This window comes from Vreelandella sp. H-I2, assembly GCF_052959335.1.
In genome coordinates, this window is the sequence record NZ_JBRAMC010000009.1 from 1 (window position 1) to 22,575 (window position 22,575).

Sequence of the window (22,575 nt, forward strand, 5' to 3'; positions counted from 1 at the left end):
TTGCTATTCTGCCTCCTAAGTATGATCAAAATATTGGCATTTTTATTAACTTAGCCAAGAAAAAGAATATTATTATCAGATCGAACCTGCTTTATAATTTTTAAAACCGATTGAAATGTAAGACTATCTCACTCTTCTTACAAATTAGTAGTAACGAAAAGCAGTAATTTCATTTTAGATGATTTGGTTTCTATAGATAAAAGTTACCCTATATCTGCAAGGATTATCTATTGAGATGGTAATTTGGCGGCAGTATAAATAGCAAATTTATTGAAAAGTCCAAAAACGCAGAGGTCTTCTCTATATAGAATTAGAGCTTTGCGATTTACCACCATTTTAAAAAGCACCAAGAGCAGCTAATTTTAGGAAATGATAAACTACAAGAAATAGAAATGGATAACAGTCAGCTTGCGCGATCGTGGCGTAGACTACAAAATTCATTACTTAGTATCTGTAGAACCATTTGGAGCCGCATGCTTGCATTCCCGTCACTCAAACGCACCCCTTGGCTACCGCTGGTTACAATCGGGCTCTGCCTAGGCTATACCGTCACGGTACTGACCCGACTGCCTTGGTGGACGCTTTTTTTTGTAGCGGCCGTGTGGATTGGTGTGGGCCTAAAGCTGCGCTGGGGGCAGCCTGTCAATGCTCGTTACCGCAAAATGTGGCCTTGGTCGCTTTTACCGTTAAGCCTCTGGGGTATTTACGTTTATTTGGCGGATAGTTTCGGTATTGTCGACCTAGGCGCGGTTTTTTTTCATCTACAGGCAGGCATGGCTGAGCACGGTGGTGCTGGCAAAATGCTTATGGCCCTCCTCTATACAGGAATAATGGTCAGCGTGCTGGCGTCTGTTACATGGCTATCACGTCATGACCAGCGCTGGCGGTTATCGGAGCGCTTTTTCGCTATTGTATTGTTGGCTAGCAATCCCTTGCTTTACGGCCTTGGTCAGCGCAGCGCAGCAATCGTTACCGACGATGGTGCCTGGTTGGATCGCCGTTATCAGCCGCCTCCCATTGAAGAACTAAGAAAACCTCCTAATTTACTTCTCCTGTATTTAGAAAGCATTGAACGCACCTACGCTAACGAGCTTTTTGAAGATGCGTATGCCGATCTCAATGCGCTAGGTGAGCGAGGTGCGGTATTTGAGGGTGTCCGTCAGATGGATAACACCGGCTGGACAATGGCGGGCATGATAGCCAGCCAATGCGGCGTGCCACTGATGCCGGCAGGATTACTCCACGACAGCCAGTTTGAACCTCTCTCAAAGGTGGTTCCGGGCGTCGACTGCCTTGGCGATATACTCGCCGCGCAGGGTTACCAGCTTAGCTATTTAGGCGGTGCCAGCACCCAGTTTGCGGGTAAGGGGCTGTTTTACCGTGGGCATCATTTCGATACCGTAAAAGGGCGTGAAGATTTAGAGCCTTTGCTGGAGGATCCTGAATACGTCAATAGCTGGGGGCTGTATGACGACACGCTTTATGACATCACTGCCGACGAGATACGGCGATTAGACAAAGAGAATAATGGTCCCTGGGGTGTGGTAAGCCTTAACTTGGCAGGCCATGCACCCAACGGCTACCCCTCTCAATCGTGCGTGGAACAACAGGGCGAATTCGATGGGCAGGATATTCTCTACTCGGTGAAGTGCTCAACATGGCTAGCCCGAAATTTGATTGATCGCCTTGAATCAGAAGGTCTTCTCGATAACACCTTAGTAGTCGTGCTCAGCGATCATCTGACGATGCGGGTGTCGGTGTGGGATCAATTGACGGCGTTAGACCGCGACAATACGCTTATTATGCTAGGTGACGATATCCAGCCACAGCGTATTCGTCGCGATGCTACCATGCTGGACGTTTTTCCTACGATACTCGATGCGCTGGGCTTTCGCTTAGAAGGGAAGCGTGCCGGGCTGGGCGCATCACTGTTTAGCGATAAACGAACGCTGGTGGAAGCTCACGGTATTGAAGTACTCAATGAGCGTTTGCAGGAAGAGACAGCGCTGCAGCACCGCCTCTGGGAAGGCATCTCCCCTCAACGCCGTGAGACCGACATACCATCATCTCAAGTCCAAACAGTAGAGACACCTGCCGATCTAGCCGATGAAGTCGAACTCATCCATTAGCTATCACGTTCTCTCGCTGAGGAGCAGCGTGCATTTGTTGATAGACTTGGTCTACACTCAACTGATTAAGACAATTGGTATGTCCTAATGGGCACGTACGTTGAAAGCAAGGAGAGCAGGAGAGCCCTAGGTAGTGAATCACTGCATTATCGGTCAGTGGCGGTGTATAGGCAGGCGAAGAAGAGCCATATAAGGCATGGATGCGAACGCCTACCGCTGCGGCCACATGCATTAAGCCCGAATCATTGGTAACTACTTGTTGACAGTCCGCAAGTAAATCAACCGCATCTGCTAGCTGTGTTTTGCCGCACAGGTTATGGGTATGGGCAAGTCCCTGGGTAATTTCCTCACCCGCTGGACGATCCTTAGCCCCTCCCAGCACGCGTACTTCAAAGCCTTCTTTTACCAACCGTTTTGCTAAACGGTGAAAGTAACTGATCGGCCACTGCTTAGCGGGGCCGTACTCAGCACCCGGCATCATGCCGATTGCCGTGCGCGATGAAAGCGAATGCATCAGGCGTAAATTAACTAGATTATCGCGGTCAACCTGCAACCGCGGTTTGGGCAGTGCAAAATCACCACTAGCCGCTTCTTCAAGAGGCAAACCTAGAGACACAAAACGCTTTACCGTTTGATCAAGCACTTGTTTGTCGAGTTTACGGCGCTCCTTAAGGAGTCCATAGCGATGCTCGCCGACAAATCCAACCCGCTCAGGAATGCGCGCCATAAAAGGCACCAACGCCGCTTTCCAGGAGCGCGGTAAAACAATGGCACGATCAAAGCGCCCACGTAATTGGCTAGCGAGCTCACGCCGGCTGGCCAAGCCAAATTCACCGTGCCCCACTGCCAGCGGCAGCACTTCGTCTATCTCAGGCATGCGCTCTAAAATTGGCTGTGACCACGCAGGTGCAACCACGCCTATTGTCGCGCCTGGCTGGCGGGCTTTTAAGGTCATAAATAGGCTTTGTGCCATGACCATATCACCTACCCAGGAAGGGCCTATCACCAGCAAACGCTGAGCTGAGTTAGCCATTTAACCACTCCAGGTAGGCTCTGACCCCTTCAGCAACCGTTTTAAACTCAACATCGCAGCCACTCTCACGTAGCTGGTTAATGTCAGCTCGGGTATAGCTCTGATAGCGTCCTTTCAGCTCTTCAGGGAAGGCAATGTAATCGATCTCGCCCTTACCATAAAAGTCGATGACAGCCTCGCCAATCGCTTTGAAGGGTTCTGCGCGCCCCGTGCCCAAATTGAAGACGCCCGACTGATCAGGGTGATCCAAGAACCATAGATTCACATCAACCACATCGCCGACATAAACGAAGTCGCGGCTTTGCATCCCCGCTTCGTACCCCCCATAGGCACCAAACAGCTTCAGGGTTTCGCCATTACGAATTTGCAGATGGTTGTGATACGCCACGCTGGCCATTTTGCCTTTGTGCTGCTCGCGCGGACCATATACGTTGAAGTAACGAAAACCCACCACTTGAGTGGTCAACTCGCTCCACCGCGCACGCACATGCTGATCGAACAGCAGCTTGGAATAGCCATATACGTTGAGTGGCTTTTCGCACTCGGGTACCTCTTTGAAAACCTCGCTGCCGCCATAAGTCGCCGCCGATGACGCATACAGAAAGGGGATGCCCTGCTGCTCACAGTAATTAAGCAGGACTTTAGAATATTCAAAGTTATTTTCCATCATATAGTGTCCATCCCACTCGGTGGTATCCGAGCAGGCGCCTTCATGGAAAATAGCGTCAATTTTAGGTAGGTCGACACTTTCCCCGCGCAGGGCTGCTTTCACTCTGGCGAGAAAATCATCCTTATCAAGATAATCCGCCAACGTACAGTCGGCCAAGTTAATGAATTTGGTGCCATCGCGCAGATCATCAACCACCATGACATCGTTTCGGCCGCGAGCATTCAGCGCTTTAACTATATTGGCTCCGATAAAACCGGCACCGCCTGTTACTACAATCATACTGTTCTCCTTGCCTAAAGCAGCTTGTTGGCATACGTGCCTATAACCCATCTGCCTAGGATTGTATACTTGACGCCTTATGAATTCATGGCCAACGGTGCTTTCCGCGATGAGTGTCTCGACAAACCAATCGACACCTGATGTGTCGACCTTTCAGGGCTTGATCCTGGCTCTGCAGCAGTACTGGGCAGAACAGGGCTGTGTCATCCTTCAACCGCTCGATATGGAAGTCGGCGCAGGCACCTTCCACCCAGCGACATTTTTGCGGGCGATTGGCCCCGAAAGCTGGAACGCTGCTTATGTGCAGCCTTCAAGGCGCCCAACGGATGGCCGCTACGGCGAGAACCCTAACCGCCTCCAGCATTACTATCAGTTCCAGGTCGTTATGAAGCCATCGCCAAGCAACCTGCAAGAGCTCTATCTGGGTTCACTCAAGCGGCTCGGTCTCGACCCGTTGGTTCACGATGTGCGCTTTGTCGAAGATAACTGGGAATCGCCTACACTGGGTGCCTGGGGTCTAGGCTGGGAAATCTGGTTAAACGGCATGGAAGTTACCCAGTTTACCTATTTCCAGCAAGCCGGTGGTATTGAGTGCTACCCCGTTACCGGTGAATTGACCTATGGGCTTGAGCGCATCGCTATGTATCTGCAAGACGTCGACAGCGTCTATGACCTTGTCTGGGCAATTGCCCCTGATGGCAGCAAGGTCACCTATGGCGATGTTTACCTGCAAAACGAGCGCGAACAGTCTGCCTACAATTTTGAACACGCCGATGTTGATCAGCTATTTGCTAACTTTGATCATCAGGAAAAAGAGTGTGGCAAGCTGCTCACCGCGAGCCTACCACTGCCCGCCTACGAGCAGGTACTGAAAGCATCGCATACGTTTAATCTGCTGGATGCCCGTCACGCCATTTCGGTCACTGAGCGTCAGCGTTTTATCTTACGCGTTCGCACCATGGCGCGAGATGTTGCTAACGCCTACTTTGAGTCACGTAAGGCCGAAGGTTTCCCTATGGCGCCAGAAAGTCTTCGCCAAGAACTGTTACAAGAGCTACTCGCCGATCAGGGAGACGACTAATGGCTGTTAACACGCTTTTACTAGAACTTGGTGCAGAAGAGCTCCCCCCCTCCGCCCTCGATGCACTTTCCGATGCATTTGCAGCAGGTATTGAAAAAGGCCTGCAAGACGCCGACGTTCCCTTCGCCAGTATGGCCGCCTTTGCTACCCCGCGTCGTTTAGCGGTTCAAGTATTTGAGTTGGCCGACAAACAGCCTGACCGTGACGTTGAGCGTCGTGGCCCTGCGCTGGCAGCTGCCTTTAAGGATGGCGTTGCCACTAAAGCCGCGGAAGGCTTTGCCCGCTCTTGCGGGGTCAGCGTCGACGAGCTGATTCATTTGGAAACCGAGAAAGGTACCTGGCTTGGCTTTCGCGAGCAGCAGCCGGGAGAATCCATTCAGGCACTGCTGCCCGACATTATCCGCAAAACCATCAGCACCCTCCCTGTGCCTAAAAACATGCGCTGGGGAGCTTCACGGGTTGAATTCTCTCGCCCGGTTCACTGGTTGGTAGCACTTTACGGTAGCGACGTCGTAGCTGCTGAGGCTCTGGGTCTACAGGCAAGCTGTACCACTTATGGTCATCGCTTCCACGCCCCTGATGCTATCCAGCTAACCCACGCCGATGAGTATGTGGCTACGCTGGAAAACGCTTACGTGCTGGTCGATCGTGCGCAACGCCGCGAACGCATCCGCGAGCAGGTGTTGGCCGAAGCTGAAGTGCAGGAAGCTACCGCCGTCATTGATGAAGATCTTCTGATAGAAGTGAGCGGTCTGGTTGAATGGCCGGTAGCGCTTACTGGTAGTTTCGATGAGCGCTTCCTGGAGGTGCCCGCCGAGTGCCTAATCTCCTCGATGAAGGCCAATCAGAAATATTTTCACCTGCTGGACGACGCTGGCAAGCTGAAACCCTTGTTTATTACCATTGCCAATATCGACAGCGCCGACCCCGATCAGGTTATCGCCGGAAACGAAAAAGTCATTCGCCCACGCCTAGCCGATGCAGCGTTTTTCTACGACACCGACCGTAAGCGCACATTGGCTTCGCGTATTCCCCAACTAGAAAGCGTTGTCTTCCAGCAGCAACTAGGCACCCTGGCGGACAAAGCACACCGCAGCACCGCCATCGCGACATTTATTGCCGAGCGCATCAATGGTGATATTTCTCATGCCCAGCGTGCTGTGGCGCTTGCCAAATGTGACCTTGTGACGGAGATGGTGCTCGAGTTCCCCGAACTACAGGGCACCATGGGACGTTACTACGCCGAGCAGGATGGTGAAGCCTCTGACGTTTCCCAAGCGCTTGAAGAGCAGTACCTACCCCGTTTTGCTACCGATACCATTCCGCAAAGCGCGACAGGGAAAGCACTAGCGTTGGCTGACCGGCTAGATACCCTAGTAGGCATCTTCGGCATTGGCCAGCGCCCAACCGGTGCAAAAGACCCTTTCGCGCTTCGTCGCGCCTCGATTGGTGTGCTTAATATTCTGGTCAAAGGTGAGCTCAATCTTGATCTACGCGAACTCCTCACGGTGGCCGTTGAGCAGCACCAGGACCTACCCAAGGCTGATGGCCTGGTTGAGGATGTACTGACCTATATGCTTGATCGCTTCCGCGCCTGGGGCCAGGAAGAAGGCATCAGTGCTGAAATGTACCTTGCGGTGCGTGCACGTCCTGTGACTAACCCCCTCGACTTCGCTCGCCGGCTACGGGCCGTCAAGGCCTTTGCGCAGCGTGACGAGGCCGCAGCGCTGGCGGCGGCTAATAAGCGTGTTTCTAATATCTTGAGCAAGCAGGAGCATGACGGCCGCACACAGGTCGATCAAAACTTACTGCAGGAAGATGCAGAGCGAGCACTTTACGACGCAGTGACCGGAAGCCAGGCGCAGGTGGCGCCGCTATTTGCTGCAGGTGAGTACCAGCAAGCATTAGACACTCTTGCCACCCTGCGTGAGCCGGTTGACGCCTTCTTTGACCAAGTTATGGTGATGGCGGATAATCCGGCTATTCAGCGCAATCGATTAGCGCTACTCGCTAGCCTTCAAGCGCTCTTTTTAGAAGTAGCCGATATCTCGCTTCTACCGCAGTAGTCGTCTGATAAGGCCAAGCCTAGTCCAGCCCAGCCTTCACGGCTGGGCTTTTTATTGACTGCAAACACATGTTTCACGTGAAACACTTTTGTTAGTCCGAGGTAAGATGGTCGATACAAATAGCAAACAGAAAGTATCACCGATAACTTGTCCCAACAGGATTTCCATGCTGAATGCTGAATGCTGAAAAACTTATCATTCTGGATCGTGATGGCGTCATTAATCATGATTCTGATGCCTACATAAAATCTCTAAATGAATGGGTGCCCTACCCCTCTTCAATTGCCGCTATTGGTCGCCTCTGCCGTGCAGGATTTACGGTGGTGGTAGCGACCAATCAGTCGGGCATCGCTCGTGGTTATTATGATGAAGCAACGCTTCAGAGTATGCATGATCGCTTGTTAGCGTTGGTGGAAAAGGAAGGTGGACACATCGCTCACATCGCCTACTGCCCCCATGGGCCTGACGACAAGTGCCAATGCCGTAAGCCATTGCCTGGAATGCTTTATCAGATTCAGCAGCGGTTGGGGCTGACAAGCCTGACAGGGAGCTGGATGGTGGGAGACAGTCTGCGAGATTTGCAAGCGGGCGAAGCTGTAGGCTGTCGTACCGTACTGGTTAGAACGGGGAAAGGAACTAAAACAGAAGCAAAGGGCGAAGGGCTTGAAAAAACACATACTTTTGATGACTTAGCTCAATTTGTAGACTGGCTAATCACTACGAAGCAATAGATACCCTCTTATATCTTATAAAAGAAAAGCGCCGCTAGTTCTCTCCCAGCGGCGCCTGCCGTTAATAATAGCCTTTTGTTTCACGTGAAACATAGGGCGGTAGTAGCAAACGCCTCTTATACGTCGAGGTTAGCCACCAGCGCATTAGTTTCTATGAAGTCGCGGCGTGGCTCAACGTCATCCCCCATCAGCGTGTTGAACATCATATCTGCAGCCACGGCGTCTTCGATCGTGACACGCAACATACGACGGCTATCGGGATCCATTGTGGTATCCCACAGCTGATCCGGGTTCATTTCTCCCAGACCCTTATAACGCTGTACCGATAGACCACGCTGGCCCTCTTGCATCAGCCAGGCCAGCACTTCGGAGAAGTGAGAAACGGGCTTCTGGCGCTCGCCCCGGGCGATAAAGGCGCCTTCCTCAAGGAAGCCATCCAAGGTTTCGCCTAGTTCCGCAATACCTCGATAATCAGCGCTTTCAAAGAAGTCGAGCCCCCATGAGTAATCCGTAGTAACGCCATGAGCTACCAGCGATACGGTAGGCAGGAAGAGCCCACGCTCTGTATCTTCTTGAAGGTGGAAGTGATAACGCGGACCGCCTTCATAGGCCACCATGTCATCCATAGTTTTCTGCAGTTCATCAATCCAGTTTTGCATGGTCACGCGATCTTTCAGGCTTTCCTCACCTTTTAGTGCCGAAGCATGAATAATCTGCTTGAGTACTTCATTGGGGTAAACCCGAGACAAGCGGTCGATACGCTTCATGACATTACGGTACTGATTCACCAGCGCTTCTAGCTGCGATCCAGAAATGCCGGGAGCATTGGCGTTAACGTGCAGGCCAGCGCCATCCAGTGCCGTGGTGGTCAAGTAGTCCACCATCGCCTGCTCATCTTTAAGATAAAGCTCTTGCTTACCGCGCTTGATTTTATACAGCGGCGGTTGGGCGATGAAGATATGGCCACGCTCGATCAGTTCCGGCATTTGGCGGAAGAAGAACGTTAATAGCAGCGTACGAATGTGGGAGCCATCGACATCCGCATCGGTCATGATAATAACCGAGTGGTAACGCAGCTTATCGGGGTTGAACTCTTCGCGGCCAATGCCGCAGCCCAGTGCAGTGATCAACGTGCCCACTTCAGCTGATGAGAGCATCTTATCAAAACGTGCTTTTTCGACGTTCAGGATTTTACCCTTGAGCGGCAAAATCGCCTGGGTACGACGGTCGCGCCCCTGCTTGGCACTACCACCTGCCGAGTCACCTTCCACCAAGTAGAGTTCGGACTGGCTTGGATCTTTTTCCTGGCAATCTGCCAGCTTGCCAGGCAAGCCAGCAATATCCAGAGCGCCTTTGCGGCGGGTCATATCTCGCGCCTTGCGGGCGGCTTCACGCGCCCGCGCCGCATCCAGCATCTTATTAACGATTGCTTTAGCTTCGTTTGGCTTTTCAATAAGATAATCAGAAAAGAGACGGCTCATTTCCTGCTCGACCGCCGTCTTCACTTCGCTGGAGACAAGCTTATCTTTTGTTTGCGACGAGAACTTAGGATCCGGGACTTTTACTGAAATAATAGCCGTTAAGCCCTCACGCGCATCATCGCCCGTGGTATTTACCTTGGCTTTTTTGAGCAGATTTTCAGCTTCAATATAGTTATTGAGCGTACGCGTAAGCCCCGCGCGGAAGCCCGCCAAGTGGGCGCCACCGTCACGCTGGGGAATATTATTGGTGTAGCAGAAGATGTTTTCAGTGAAGGCTTCGCTCCACTGCATCGCCACCTCCACTTCAACCCCATCATCACGAACAGCATTAAAGTGAAAGACTGGGTTAATCACGCTTTTATTGGTATTGAGGTGATCTACAAAGGCCCTTAAACCGCCTTCGTAGTGGAACAGCTCCTCTTTGCCACTGCGTTCATCTAGCAGGCGTATCGCCACGCCGGAATTCAAAAAGGAAAGTTCGCGCAGCCGCTTGGCTAGAATATCGAAATGGAACTCGATATTACCAAAGGTTTCAGGAGAAGGACGGAAATGCACTCGCGTACCGCTCTTTTCCGTTTTGCCGACAACGCCCAGTGGCGCTTGTGGCACACCGTGACGGTACATCTGCTCAAACACTTCGCCTTGGCGCCAAATCGTTAAGCGCAGCTCCGCGGATAATGCATTTACGACAGAAACACCAACGCCGTGTAACCCACCGGAAACTTTATAGGAGTTATCGTCGAATTTACCGCCTGCGTGCAGCACCGTCATGATAACTTCAGCTGCGGATACCCCCTCCCCTTCGTGAAGTTCGGTGGGTACGCCACGACCGTTATCACTAACGGTCACCGACTCATCCGGGTGAATGACAACGCGAATCTCGCTGCAATGCCCAGCCAAGGCCTCATCAATGGAGTTATCCACCAACTCGAAGACCATATGGTGCAGCCCGGTACCGTCGTCGGTGTCACCAATATACATACCTGGACGCTTACGCACTGCGTCCAGCCCTTTGAGCACCTTAATGCTTGATGAATCGTAAGCCTGCTCGCTCATTGACCACTCCGTCGTGAAGTCTGTCTCGTTCCGTATCGTCTACCTTTCGCGCTAGCTGGCCAGCACTAACTGGCTGAGCCCTTGTTCGGCATGTTTCACGTGAAACATCTTCACCAAAGTGTCAGGCTGCCAGGTACTTCTTAACGCAGAAGGCTCGACGCTGGTAATAAATGCTTGGCACTGCATATCTTCGAGCAATTCACAAAACCGATGCCGATTTTTTTCATCGAGCTCTGCCGGCAAATCGTCGATAAGATAAATACATTGTCGCTGTGCTGTTCTTTCCAGAAACCGCCCTTGGGCGAGTTTTAAGGCGCTCACCACTAACTTTTGCTGGCCTCTGGAAAGCACTTCTACAGCAGGCTGTTTGTTAATTCTGATACGCAAATCTGCCCGTTGCGGACCTTGTTGTGTAAAGCCCATTTGTTGATCTGTTAATCGGCTATCGTGTAATACAGTCGAAAGAGACCGTTCTTTATCCCATCCCCGTGCGTAATGAAGCGATAGCCCAGGCAGTGGAAGTAGAACTTTAAGCGTCTCTTCAAAGACTGGTAAAAAATCACTAAACCACGCTAGGCGTAATGTATCCATCTGCTCGCCCCAAATGGCTAGCTCCTGCTCCCATACCGCCATTTCCTGAGGTTGTATTCTACCACGCCTGAGCAGTGCATTCCGATGTTTCAACGCACGCCGGGTACGCTTCCAGATTCTCAAAAAGTCATGTTTCACGTGAAACACTCCCCAGTCGAGAAACTCACGCCGCCCTGCCGGCGGGCCTTCCAACAGCCTAAAAGCGTCGGGGTTAATCAATTGCAGCGGCATCGCTTCCACCAACTCGGCCAAACGGGCATTTTTATCCCCTTTAAGACGCAGCTCTAGCTCTCTCTGAGAACGCAACCGGCGCACACCAAGGGTAACCTCTGGCTCACCACTTAAACGCCCGTAAAGCGTCATATGTGGCTCGTCAGTTTGAATGGCATGCTTTAGCTGGCGTGTACGGAACGAGCGTCCCATCCCAAGAATATGAATCCCCTCTAGCAGGCTGGTTTTACCACTGCCATTGGCACCGCTAATAACATTAATTCGCGATGAGGGAGTCATCACGATTGGCAGGAGGTTACGCAGACCGTGGAAATTAAGTAGTGACAGGCTCATGCCATATCACCACTTAAAAAAAACAAAAATAAAGGGCCTTGCACCCAACAAGGAAGCGGTGCTTCTGATAACAGAAGCACCGCTGTCGTAGCTTTTTTGAGCCGCCTGTTTCTCAAAATGATACGTATCTTACAGGCGCATCGGCATGACGACGTAGAGCGCATCACCACCACCGGGCTCTTCAAGCAACGCACTGCTATTAGGGTCGGCCAGTGTAATCTGTACACGGTCTTCATTAAGCACTGTCAGCACATCGACGAGATAGCCAACGTTAAAACCAACTTCCATCGCACCGCCATTATACTCAACGGCGATATTTTCCTCGGCTTCTTCCTGCTCCGGGTTGTTAGCCATAACCTTAAGATTATTTTCTTCAAGGTAAAGCCGTACACCACGATACTTCTCATTAGAGAGGATGGCGGTGCGCGAAAGCACTTGGCGCAGTTCAGCACGCTCAGCAATCAGCACTTTATCACCATTGCGCGGCACGACACGTTCATAATCGGGAAACTTGCCGTCGATGAGCTTAGAAGTGAAGGTAAAATCGCCCGTGTGGGCACGGACATGGCTGGAACCAAGCGTCAGGCTGACGGGTTCGTCGCTATCATCTAACAAGCGTGACAGCTCTAAAATCCCCTTACGGGGTACAATCAGCTTTTGAGACTGACTAACAGAGACTTCGATTGGCCGCGAGCACATCGCCAAACGGTGCCCGTCAGTTGCGACCGTGCGCAGTAAATTGCTTTGAATTTCCAGCAGCATACCGTTGAGGTAATAACGCACATCCTGCTGCGCCATGGCAAAAGAAGTCGCTTCAATCAGGTGCTTTAGGGTACCGCGAGGTACACTAATCTCCTGGCTACCGTCAGCATCTTCGATATTGGGAAACTCAGCTACCGGAAGAGTGGAGAGTGTAAAACGCGACCGTCCACTGCGTAGTACGGCACGCCCCTCTTCGACAGCTAGCTGTATGTCAGACTGGTCGGGCAGAGATTTACAAATATCCATCAGCTTACGAGCAGGCACAGTCGCAGCTCCTGACTGATCAACCTGGCTGGCCACGGTGCGCCCTACGAGTTCAACTTCTAAATCCGTGCCAGTGAGCGACACTTGGTCGCCTTCCACTTGGATCAGTACGTTAGAAAGTACAGGTAGCGTTTGGCGGCGCTCGACAACACCAGCGACCAGAGTCAGCGGACGTAGCAGCGCCTCTCGGGAAATCGAAAATTTCATCAATACTCCGGTTCTTTATCCTGAAAGACCTGGGTATAACAAACAGGTCCCTCAAATGGATTGATTAACTGGTCAACAGGCGCAGTAAATTCTTATAGTCCTCTCGAATATCCGCGCTCTCTTCCTGCAGTGATTTCACTTTTCGGCACGCGTGAAGCACCGTTGTATGGTCGCGCCCACCAAAGGCATCGCCAATTTCCGGCAAGCTATGATTGGTTAGCTCCTTGGCAAGCGCCATCGCCACCTGTCGGGGCCGAGCAACCGACCGTGAACGCCGTTTGGAAAGCAAGTCTGACACTTTAATTTTGTAATACTCGGCGACCGTGCGCTGAATATTATCGACGCCTACCTGTTTGTCTTGAAGTGCCAACAAATCCTTCAGCGATTCGCGAATAAAATCCTGGGTAATCGTTTTGCCCATAAAGTGTGAATCAGCAATGACCTTTTTCAATGCACCTTCCAATTCGCGAACGTTGGAACGAATTTTCTGGGCAATGAAGAAAGCGGCATCATGAGGCAAATCGACCTTAGCTTGGTCGGCTTTTTTCATCAAGATCGCGACACGGGTTTCAAGCTCAGGCGGTTCAATCGCCACCGTGAGGCCCCAGCCAAAGCGTGATTTTAGACGCTCCTCTACACCGCTAATCTCTTTAGGATAGCGATCAGAGGTAAGTATCATCTGCTGGCCGCCTTCCAAAAGTGCGTTGAAGGTATGAAAAAATTCTTCTTGCGAACGCTCTTTGCCAGCAAAAAACTGAATGTCATCAATAAGTAATGCATCAACACTGCGATAAAAGCGTTTGAAATCATTAATCGCATTGAGCTGTAACGCCTTGACCATGTCGGCGACGAAACGCTCTGAGTGCAGATATACCACACGGGCATTTTCACGCCGGGTTGCCAATGCGTTGCCCACGGCATGCATTAAATGGGTTTTACCAAGCCCCACGCCACCATATAAAAACAATGGATTATAAGCACCACCAGGGTTTTCTGAGACTTGTCGCGAGGCAGCGCGGGCCAGTTGGTTCGATTTACCTTCAACAAAGGTATCGAAAGTAAAATTTGGATTTAGCCCACTACCATGTTTCAGACTGCCCTCTACCTGTACCTGACGCTCATTATTACGTCGCCCTGGCGCTTCATCGCGCAGCTTGTCGATTTCGCGCTCATCGGCGATATCACCGCGCGGAGGGGTATGCACTGCGGGTGCCGAAGGTCGCGATGGAGAAGCCGAGACAGGATTTCCTAAATCTCGATGCTGAGGTGCTTGTGTTGCCAAGCGACGACTACCCACCGTCAAACTTACTTTCGGCGGTTTTGCTGGCGCGAGTTCACGCATCAGCTCACTGATTCGCTTGGCATACTTATCACTCACCCAATCGCGCACAAAACGATTCGGCGCCAATAAGCGCAACTCGTTGGACTCTCCTTCTTCTGCCTGCAGCGGGCGTATCCAGGTATTGAACTGCTGTGAATTCAGCTCATCCTGCAGGTTGTCCAGGCACTGTTGCCAAAGCGTCAGTGACACTCTTCTCACCATCGGTTGAAAACGGTCGACCATTGTAGCGCCCAAAGCCTCGGTTATCCACACGGGTTTAGCCCTCAATACTGGCCTGTGGACAACTTGACATGAGCCTATGGGAAAACCGTGTGGAGGAAAGGGGACAATTTTTCACAATGCCCTTTTCTAGCAGTTTAACCACACCTAGCCAACACCTTTTGGACCGCTTATACGAGACTTACACACAGATTTTTTATATACATAGGCAATTGAAAATTAGAAAATAAATCATCTTATCCACAAATAGTATCCCCACTATTAATAACAACAGGTTTAGAAATACCTATTAGTAATAATAGTCATAGCCAAGAGCGGTGCTTACCAGTACGCCAAACGGATCGCTACGGCGGGGGGAAGCTTTTTATGCAAGGAAAAATTGCACCCAGCAGAGGAAGTCACTACAATTTCCGGTCTTGAATTGAATCTCCCCGGCTAGTTCCTCACTGGACCGGGCTTTTTGGAATTCATTTTCCGTCCTAAACCACGTGGGAATAACGAGTTATGAAACGCACTTTTCAACCTAGCGTTCTCAAGCGCAAGCGCGCGCATGGCTTCCGTGCTCGTATGGCAACCAAAAACGGTCGCGCCGTCCTCGCACGTCGCCGTGCCAAGGGCCGCAAGCGTCTGAGCGCCTGATCTCGGATTGCGTGTGCCGCAGCAAGGCTTTCCCCGGCAATTACGGTTACTAAATGCTGGGGATTTTAGTCACGTATTTGAGCAAGCTGATCTAAAAGTGCATGGCAAAGGTATGATGGCGTTAGTCCGCTTGAGTACACGGGGACATCCCCGCCTTGGATTAATAGTCAGCAAGAAAAATGTCAAACGCGCCGTAGATCGCAACCGCTTCAAGCGTCTCGTTCGGGAATCCGTCCGTCTTCGTCAAGATCACTTACCCTCTGTGGATATCGTGGTGCTTGCCAAGCGCGGTGTTCAGGACATCGATAACGACACCTTGCATCGCCAGTTACACGGTATGTGGAAGCGACTGCAGCGTGACGCACCGGCGGTGATCGCAGTAGCAACGTCAGCGCGTGACACGTGACCTTTGGTGCACACCTCTCCGCTCGACCTCGGCCTGCCGCCTGGCAGGCTTTCGTGTGTCAAGGGTCGAGCAAAAGGCACTGCGCCATTAGCATGTTCACCACCCAGCGGGCAGAACCCTCATGGACGTAAAACGACTTTTATTACTGATTCCACTAGCCGTGCTTGCGTACTTGCTAGTCGTCCAGTGGAATCAGGATTACGGGCAGCCGAATTACGATTCAGTGCCCGAGACAACTCAACGCAGCAACCCGGCTCCTTCCCGCGATCCTGAAGATGGAGACGGTGACTTGGCCGTTCCAAGCACCTCTTCACCGCAAAATGCCGTTGGAGAAGGTATTCCTGACGATACTGAAAGCGAGACATCAAGTCGCGACTTCATTGCCGTGACGACTGATGTCCTGGATGTACGCATCGATCCACACGGTGGCGATATTGTTTATGCCGCATTACCGCAGCACAAACTATCTCTCGACTCTGAACGCAACTATGTTCTGTTGTCGGATAACAGCAACCGTAGCTACGTCGCTCGCTCAGGCCTTCAGCTCGATGGTCAGGCAAGCCGCATTGCGTTTACGCCTGAAAATACAGAGTATCGTTTAGGCGATAACGATGAAGAACTCAACGTTGACCTAACCGCCGACGTTAACGGCGTTGAGGTCATTAAACGCCTTACGTTTGAGCGTGGAAGCTATGCGGTCAACGTCAATTACTATCTAGCCAACAATACCGATGCGCCAGTCAGTGCACGCTTTATTGGCCAGTTAGCGCGTGACAATAGCCCAGACCCATCAAGTGGCGTTTCAATGGGTATGAATTCTTATTTGGGTGCCGCTTACTCAACGCCGGATGCACGCTACGAGAAGATCGACTTCGAGGATATTCAAGGCAGTAACTTTGAAAATCGCGAAGCGCAAGGTGGCTGGATTGCGATTATCCAGCACTACTTTGTCTCGGCATGGGCGCCTCAGCAGGATCAGCAAAACCTCTACTACGTTACCACCGACTCAAGTAATCGAAATGTCGTCGCTTTTGCGGGTCCCACCAACAGTATTGCGGCGGAAGGTGAAGCCACATTAGGTGCCACCCTTTACATGGGCCCGAAGGTGCAAGACTACCTAGAGCAAGTCGCGCCCAACCTTCGCTTAACCGTGGACTACGGCTGGCTGTGGTTTATCGCTAACCCGCTCTTCTGGTTACTGGATAAAATCCACGATGTGGTAGGTAATTGGGGTTGGTCGATTGTTCTGCTGACCGTTCTGGTCAAAACGGTACTGTTCCCGCTTTCGGCCAAAGCTTATAAATCCATGGGTCGGATGCGTAAACTCGGTCCGGAAATGCAGCGCCTGAAAGAGATGTATGGCGACGATCGGCAAAAAATGTCGCAAGAGATGATGAAGTTCTACCAGAAGGAAAAGATCAATCCGCTGGGGGGCTGTCTACCTATTGTGATTCAGATGCCGGTCTTCATCGCTCTCTACTGGATGCTGCTGGAATCGGTTGAGCTGCGCCACGCACCGTTTATCTTCTGGATTCAGGATCTATCGGTAAAGGATCCATACTTCATACTGCCAATCCTGATGGGCATTTCGATGTTCGTTCAGCAGATGTTGAACCCGACGCCTCCAGATCCTATGCAGGCGAAGATAATGAAGATGCTGCCTATCATCTTTACCTTCTTCTTCCTATGGTTCCCGGCCGGTCTGGTCATCTACTGGGTGGTCAACAACATCATTTCGGTAGCGCAGCAGTATTACATTACGCGCAAAATCGAGAATGATCCGACCATCGGCAAAGGCATGAAAACCAAGTAGTTAAAAACGAAGTAGCCTGCCATGTAGATCGACGCCTTCAGACCCCCGCCCCGAGCGGGGGTCTGGCGTTTTAAACCCAACAAATTCACACTAGGCCGATCAACTTCGTTATCCGCCATTTATAAAGAGATTGACCATGGCCGAACGCCTCTATACGCCTGACACGATTGCGGCACTGGCGACGCCACCCGGTCGCGGTGGGGTGGGGATTATCCGTGTCTCTGGCCCCGCCTGCCGGAAAATCGCCCAAGCCATGATTGGACACTGCCCTGCTCCCCGCTACGCTCACTACGGCCGTTTCCTGGGCGCTGAGGGCAGCATTGATGAAGGTATCGCCTTGCTCTTCAACGGCCCCCACTCGTTTACCGGTGAAGACGTGCTCGAACTCCAGGGGCACGGCGGCCCCATTATCATGGATATGCTGCTGGAGCGCTGCGTGTCACTCGGCGCTCGTCTTGCACGCCCTGGCGAGTTTTCTGAACGGGCTTTTCTCAATGACAAGCTCGACTTGGCCCAGGCAGAAGCCATCGCCGATTTAATCGATGCCACCTCACGCTCTGCGGCGGAAAATGCCGTGCGCTCGCTACAGGGTGAGTTCTCGAAGCGCGTTTCAGCATTGCTGCAGCGGCTAATCGAGCTACGCGTTTATGTTGAAGCAGCGATCGACTTTCCTGAGGAGGAAATCGATTTCCTTGCCGATGGTCACGTGGCTGAACATCTAAGCAGCGTTCAGCAAGCGCTAAGCGATGTACGCCAGGCGGCAGGCCAAGGGGCACTGATGCGTGAAGGCATGAGCGTGGTGATTGCAGGACGACCCAATGCAGGTAAATCGAGCCTGCTCAATGCCCTCACTGAGCAAGATACGGCCATTGTGACAGATATTGCCGGCACGACCCGCGATGTGCTGCGCGAGCATATACACATTGATGGTATGCCGCTGCATATCATTGACACTGCAGGCCTGCGCGACACGCCCGATGCCGTTGAAAAGATCGGCGTCGCCCGCGCCTGGGACGAGATTGAAAAAGCTGACCGAGTATTGCTGCTGGTGGATGCCAGCACCACCGACTCGACCGACCCCATGGCCATCTGGCCCGAGTTTGTTGCGCGCCTGCCCGACCAACAGCGCTTGACGTTAGTGCGCAATAAAATTGACACTAGCGCGGAATCGGCAGAACTTGATTTATCCACTGTCCCACCGACCGTGCGTTTATCCGCTAAAACCGGAGAGGGTGTGGATAACTTAAAAGCGCATCTGAAGGACGTGATGGGCTTTGCCGCTACAACCGAAGGCCGCTTTTCTGCTCGTCGGCGACACCTGGACGCGCTTGATCGCGCCATGGCAGCACTCAATACTGGCCGCGCCCAATTAGACGGCTACGGCGCAGGAGAGCTGCTGGCAGAAGATCTGCGCGACGCTCAGCAGGCATTGGGCGAAATTACCGGCGAATTCAGCGCCGATGATTTACTCGGTGAGATTTTCGGTAGTTTTTGTATCGGCAAATAAGAGAGCTACTCTTTACAAGAACTATTTACAACAACTATTCGTTAAGACACTACTCTCCTACCCACCAATCCGCCTGATAACGGCTATGGGTGCCGAGCAGCGGTGTGATCTCTTGCATTGCTGCAGCTAGGCGTTGATCCAGCCCCCAGGGTGGATTAATCACCAACATACCGCTGCCGAACATTCCATGGGCCTGCTCGCCGGGTCCGTGGAGTAGTAACTCGCCGCGCCAGATTTTTCGCACACCGCTTTCTTTTAAGGCAGCCAATAGCGTGTGATGGTTGCCTGCTGGTAGCAGCGGGTACCAGATTAATACCACTGCGTGACGCGCCTTTTCTAGCGTATAAATGGTTGTATCGGCAACCTCCTGATATTCCGCTTTACGCTCATAGCTAGGATCGATAAGAACGCACAACCGTGGCGTTATGACAGGCAGCATGGCCGTAAGCCCCGCCAGCCCATCGCCAAACACGCGCTGCGCATGAGGGGATAACCCCTGGGCGGAAAGCTGTGTATGTTCACCGGGATGCAGCTCAAACAGCCGCAGATGATCCTGCTCACGCAGTGAGTGACTCAACCACCAAGGAGAGCCGGGGTAGTGGGTTAGCGCTGACGGTGCAGTTTGAGCAGTTGTTAACGCTTTTTGCCAGGCGATTAGCAACGGATCGCTTAGCTCAGTACGAGCCTGCCACAGCGGCCATACGCCCTCGCGATACTCTTGCAAGCGTTGAGTCTCTTGAGCGTCCAGAGGGTAAAGCCCTCGACCCGCATGAGTATCGATATATGTAATAGCCGTTTTTTTACGTAATAAATAATCAATCACCGCGTAAAGCGTCAGATGTTTATGTACATCCGCAAAATTACCGGCGTGGTAGGCATGTTGGTACGACAGCATAGAGACTCATCGGCGTGTGAATAAAAAAGCCCGCTATGAAAGCATAGCGGGCTTTAGGCGGTAATAGCTAGATTAACTCAATAGAGTATCAACCTTGCCCGTCGCCGGTTGGGGTTAAGGTAATTTCTACTCGACGGTTCTGGGCACGGCCCTGTTCATTATCATTACTCGCCACTGGCTGGGTAGCACCATAGCCCGAGGTATTCAGACGCGTGGATGAAACGCCGTTCTGTGAGAGGTAGCTCGCGACTGCTTCGGCACGGCGTTCAGAAAGGCGCTGGTTGTAGCTGGCATCACCTGTGCTATCGGTGTGGCCAGCAATACTGACACGTGTATCTTGATACTCGGAGAGAACGTTCGCCACTTCGTTTAGAGAGCCGCGCGCCTCGCTAGTAAGGTCAGCTGAGTCAAAACCAAAGGTTACGCCACTAGGCATATTGAGCACGATATCGTCGCCACGGCGATCAATTTCAATGCGTGACCCCTGCAAGTTTTCACGCAGTTGCTGCTCTTGACGATCCATATAGACACCAATGCCTGCACCGGCTGCAGCGCCAACGGCCGCACCAATTAAGGCACGGTCGCGACGACTGGTACTACCGTCGCCAGACAGCGCACCTGCTGCTGCACCGACGGCGGCACCAATCCCAGATCCCATCGCGGTGCTAGAGCGCTGCGTTTGGCCACCGTAAGGGTCCGAGGTGGCGCAACCTGCCAATAAAATAGCGGCGGCCAGCGGTGTCAGTAGTCGAGAAATACGCATCACTCACTCCTTGTTTGTGCTCGGAACATCTATTTATTCATCACTGGTCAATCTTCACTAATTAAAGCCAGCAACTCATTCAAGAATAATAGACCTTGAGGCGATGCACGCAGTTTTTCAGGCATTTGCATCAAAAGTCCTTTTTTCTCGGCAGATTGTAAACGTGCCAGTAACATATCAATGGGCTGTCCGCTGTTAGCGCTCCAGGTATCAAGCGTGACCCCCTCTGTGAGCCTCAGGGCGTTCATAGCAAACTCCAGCGGCAGTTCTTCTGCTTTTATAAATTGCTTACCCGCTACAAAGCCTCGCAGGTCATCCATGCGCTTTAAATAAGCATCTGGCTGCCGAGTTTTCCAGCGCCGCTCAATATGCCATTCTCCGTTTAAATCAACATGACTAAGCTTGCCATGGGCACCGGCACCAATTCCAAGGTAGTCACCAAACTGCCAGTAATTAAGATTATGTCGGCTTTGATGACCTGCAGTGGCGTAAGCTGAAATTTCGTAGCGCTTAAACCCGGCCTGCTCCAAAAGCTGATGACCACTATCCTGAATATCCCAAAGCGCCTCTTCTTCAGGTAATGTCGGTGGGTGGGAGTGAAAGGCAGTATTCGGTTCAAGAGTAAGTTGGTACCAAGACAGGTGCTCCGGTGTTAATGCCAACGCCTGAGCAATATCATCCATCGCCAATTGGGGCGTTTGGTCGGGTAAACCGTGCATAAGGTCAATATTAATATTGGTAAAGCCCGCCTGGCGCGCCTGTGTTACTGCAGTAATCGCTTCATCACCGCTATGAATACGCCCAAGCGCATGAAGTTGATCAGGTTGAAAACTTTGTATACCTAGCGATAAACGATTAATGCCTGCATTCCGGTAACCCGTAAAATGCGCCTGCTCAGTAGTGCCAGGATTCGCCTCTAACGTGATTTCGATGTCACTAGCAAAAACCAAACGGGCTTTAATCTCATTCAATAAACGATCATAAAAACTGGGCGACAGTAGGCTGGGTGTCCCACCACCAATAAAAATGGTCTGAATTTCCCGCCCAGCCGCTAGGGCAAGATCGCTATCCAGGTCTTGTAACAACGCATCAAGATAGGCGGTTTCGGGCAATTCTCGAGGCGTAAAACCGTGCGTCCCTGGCTCATGAGAATTGAAATCGCAGTAGGGGCATTTGCGTACACACCAAGGCGTGTGAATATAAAGTGAAAGAGGCGGTAGCGTATCAGCCATGCGCCACCTTCAGTCGTTCCACCAAGCCTTGAAGCGCTCGTCCACGATGACTAAGGCGGTTTTTACTTTCACTCGGCAGCTCTGCAACGCTCATGCCCTGCTCAGGTAACCAGAAAAGCGGATCATAGCCAAAGCCTTTCTCCCCCCTCGGATGAGCAAGAATTTCACCTTCCCAGCTGCGCTGCACTATGATCGGTACGGGATCTTTCGGATGGCGTAAATAGACCAGCACGCACCAGTACCGGCCACTGCGTTGCCCTTCAGCATAATCACTAAGTGCGGCTAACAACGTTTCATTGTTTTTCTCATCACTTTTTGGCTCACCACCGTACCGCGCCGAATAAATACCCGGTGCGCCGTTCAGTGCATCCACTTCAAGCCCTGAATCGTCTGCCAGAGACGGTAACCCACTGACAAGGCTCGCTTCACGAGCTTTTAATAGCGCATTTTCGACGAATGTGAGCCCAGTCTCTTCTACCTCTTTGACACCAAAATCTGCTTGAGGACGAACGTCGAAGCCGAATGGGGAAAGTAATTCATTGAATTCTCTTAGCTTGCCTGCATTTCCGCTGGCAAGAACAAGGGTATTAACAGCTGCCATGACACGTACTCCAAACAGTAGAGCAACAGTTTACGCGCTCATTGAACGTATCAGAAAGAGATGAAAAGTAACGTAAAGTAATTCTTACATATTGAATCGATTTTCGTTACCTCAATATAATTAATAATATCAATGGTATAAAATATATATAACCGTTAATTATATAGTAATAACATTTACTTTTGTAGGATTTATATAACAAAACTTTACGAATCGTGCCTCATAGGTAACACTATGAAGATCA

The 22,575-nt window shown here is 51.5% G+C and carries 18 protein-coding genes; 8 read left to right on the forward strand and 10 right to left on the reverse strand.

The annotated features are described in order from the left end of the window. Positions 1-473: 473 nt before the first annotated feature. Entirely contained in the window at positions 474-2,129 is a 1,656-nt protein-coding gene (locus tag ACUVOF_RS19550; protein ID WP_447045937.1) for a sulfatase-like hydrolase/transferase, read from the forward strand. Here the strand turns inward: ACUVOF_RS19550 and waaF are convergent. Then, complete coding sequence (gene waaF, locus ACUVOF_RS19555) at positions 2,119-3,162, reverse strand: lipopolysaccharide heptosyltransferase II (protein WP_447045938.1); 1,044 nt, start codon at positions 3,160-3,162, stop codon at positions 2,119-2,121. The two genes, ACUVOF_RS19550 and waaF, sit on opposite strands and share 11 nt — an antisense overlap. Then, positions 3,155-4,111: an ADP-glyceromanno-heptose 6-epimerase gene (gene rfaD / locus ACUVOF_RS19560; RefSeq protein WP_447045939.1), complete on the reverse strand. Its 957-nt coding sequence runs from the start codon at positions 4,109-4,111 to the stop codon at positions 3,155-3,157. The genes waaF and rfaD overlap by 8 nt, the downstream gene beginning before the upstream one ends. 109 nt (positions 4,112-4,220) lie before the next feature. Here rfaD and glyQ point away from each other — a divergent pair, with 109 nt between their 5' ends. The 3 genes from glyQ (at position 4,221) to gmhB (ending at position 7,989) form a co-directional block, all read left to right on the forward strand. Then, positions 4,221-5,192: a glycine--tRNA ligase subunit alpha gene (glyQ, locus tag ACUVOF_RS19565; protein WP_447045940.1), complete on the forward strand. Its 972-nt coding sequence runs from the start codon at positions 4,221-4,223 to the stop codon at positions 5,190-5,192. Further along, positions 5,192-7,258 carry a glycine--tRNA ligase subunit beta gene (gene glyS / locus ACUVOF_RS19570; RefSeq protein WP_447045941.1) on the forward strand — a complete coding sequence of 689 codons (2,067 nt, stop codon included), beginning with the start codon at positions 5,192-5,194 and terminating at the stop codon, positions 7,256-7,258. Before glyQ ends, glyS begins: the two co-directional genes overlap by 1 nt. A gap of 173 nt (positions 7,259-7,431) precedes the next feature. Continuing rightward, positions 7,432-7,989: a D-glycero-beta-D-manno-heptose 1,7-bisphosphate 7-phosphatase gene (gmhB, locus tag ACUVOF_RS19575; RefSeq protein WP_447045942.1), complete on the forward strand. Its 558-nt coding sequence runs from the start codon at positions 7,432-7,434 to the stop codon at positions 7,987-7,989. 116 nt (positions 7,990-8,105) lie between these two features. On the opposite strand, the gene gyrB is transcribed toward gmhB, so the two are convergent. The 4 genes from gyrB to dnaA all read right to left on the reverse strand — a co-directional run bounded on the left by gyrB (position 8,106) and on the right by dnaA (position 14,445). Then, positions 8,106-10,526 (reverse strand): DNA topoisomerase (ATP-hydrolyzing) subunit B, encoded by a 2,421-nt coding sequence (gyrB, locus tag ACUVOF_RS19580; protein WP_447045943.1) that lies wholly within the window; start codon positions 10,524-10,526, stop codon positions 8,106-8,108. A 51-nt stretch (positions 10,527-10,577) separates the two neighbouring features. Further along, on the reverse strand, positions 10,578-11,681 hold the full coding sequence (gene recF / locus ACUVOF_RS19585; RefSeq protein ID WP_447045944.1) for a DNA replication/repair protein RecF: 1,104 nt from the start codon (positions 11,679-11,681) through the stop codon (positions 10,578-10,580). A 129-nt stretch (positions 11,682-11,810) separates the two neighbouring features. Further along, positions 11,811-12,914: a DNA polymerase III subunit beta gene (gene dnaN / locus ACUVOF_RS19590; protein ID WP_447045945.1), complete on the reverse strand. Its 1,104-nt coding sequence runs from the start codon at positions 12,912-12,914 to the stop codon at positions 11,811-11,813. A gap of 64 nt (positions 12,915-12,978) precedes the next feature. After that, the gene (gene dnaA, locus ACUVOF_RS19595; RefSeq protein WP_113270223.1) at positions 12,979-14,445 is read right to left on the reverse strand and encodes a chromosomal replication initiator protein DnaA; all 1,467 of its coding nucleotides are present in this window, start codon (positions 14,443-14,445) and stop codon (positions 12,979-12,981) included. Between the two features lie 534 nt (positions 14,446-14,979). Here dnaA and rpmH point away from each other — a divergent pair. From rpmH to mnmE, 4 genes are all read left to right on the forward strand, one after another. Next, positions 14,980-15,114, forward strand: a complete 135-nt coding sequence (gene rpmH, locus ACUVOF_RS19600; protein ID WP_008959105.1) for a 50S ribosomal protein L34 — start codon at positions 14,980-14,982, stop codon at positions 15,112-15,114. A 13-nt stretch (positions 15,115-15,127) separates the two neighbouring features. Further along, positions 15,128-15,520 (forward strand): ribonuclease P protein component, encoded by a 393-nt coding sequence (gene rnpA, locus ACUVOF_RS19605; protein ID WP_113270222.1) that lies wholly within the window; start codon positions 15,128-15,130, stop codon positions 15,518-15,520. A gap of 121 nt (positions 15,521-15,641) precedes the next feature. After that, positions 15,642-17,333 carry a membrane protein insertase YidC gene (gene yidC, locus ACUVOF_RS19610; RefSeq protein ID WP_447045946.1) on the forward strand — a complete coding sequence of 564 codons (1,692 nt, stop codon included), beginning with the start codon at positions 15,642-15,644 and terminating at the stop codon, positions 17,331-17,333. A 136-nt stretch (positions 17,334-17,469) separates the two neighbouring features. Then, positions 17,470-18,840, forward strand: a complete 1,371-nt coding sequence (gene mnmE / locus ACUVOF_RS19615) for a tRNA uridine-5-carboxymethylaminomethyl(34) synthesis GTPase MnmE (protein ID WP_447045947.1) — start codon at positions 17,470-17,472, stop codon at positions 18,838-18,840. Between the two features lie 49 nt (positions 18,841-18,889). Here mnmE and ACUVOF_RS19620 read toward each other — a convergent pair whose 3' ends face one another. The 4 genes from ACUVOF_RS19620 to rdgB all read right to left on the reverse strand — a co-directional run bounded on the left by ACUVOF_RS19620 (position 18,890) and on the right by rdgB (position 22,331). Further along, complete coding sequence (locus ACUVOF_RS19620; RefSeq protein ID WP_447045948.1) at positions 18,890-19,735, reverse strand: 23S rRNA (adenine(2030)-N(6))-methyltransferase RlmJ; 846 nt, start codon at positions 19,733-19,735, stop codon at positions 18,890-18,892. An 88-nt stretch (positions 19,736-19,823) separates the two neighbouring features. After that, the gene (locus ACUVOF_RS19625) at positions 19,824-20,498 is read right to left on the reverse strand and encodes an OmpA family protein (protein WP_447045949.1); all 675 of its coding nucleotides are present in this window, start codon (positions 20,496-20,498) and stop codon (positions 19,824-19,826) included. A 47-nt stretch (positions 20,499-20,545) separates the two neighbouring features. Further along, positions 20,546-21,730 (reverse strand): radical SAM family heme chaperone HemW, encoded by a 1,185-nt coding sequence (hemW, locus tag ACUVOF_RS19630; RefSeq protein WP_447045950.1) that lies wholly within the window; start codon positions 21,728-21,730, stop codon positions 20,546-20,548. After that, entirely contained in the window at positions 21,723-22,331 is a 609-nt protein-coding gene (rdgB, locus tag ACUVOF_RS19635; protein WP_447045951.1) for an RdgB/HAM1 family non-canonical purine NTP pyrophosphatase, read from the reverse strand. The genes hemW and rdgB overlap by 8 nt, the downstream gene beginning before the upstream one ends. Between the last annotated feature and the right edge of the window lie 244 nt (positions 22,332-22,575).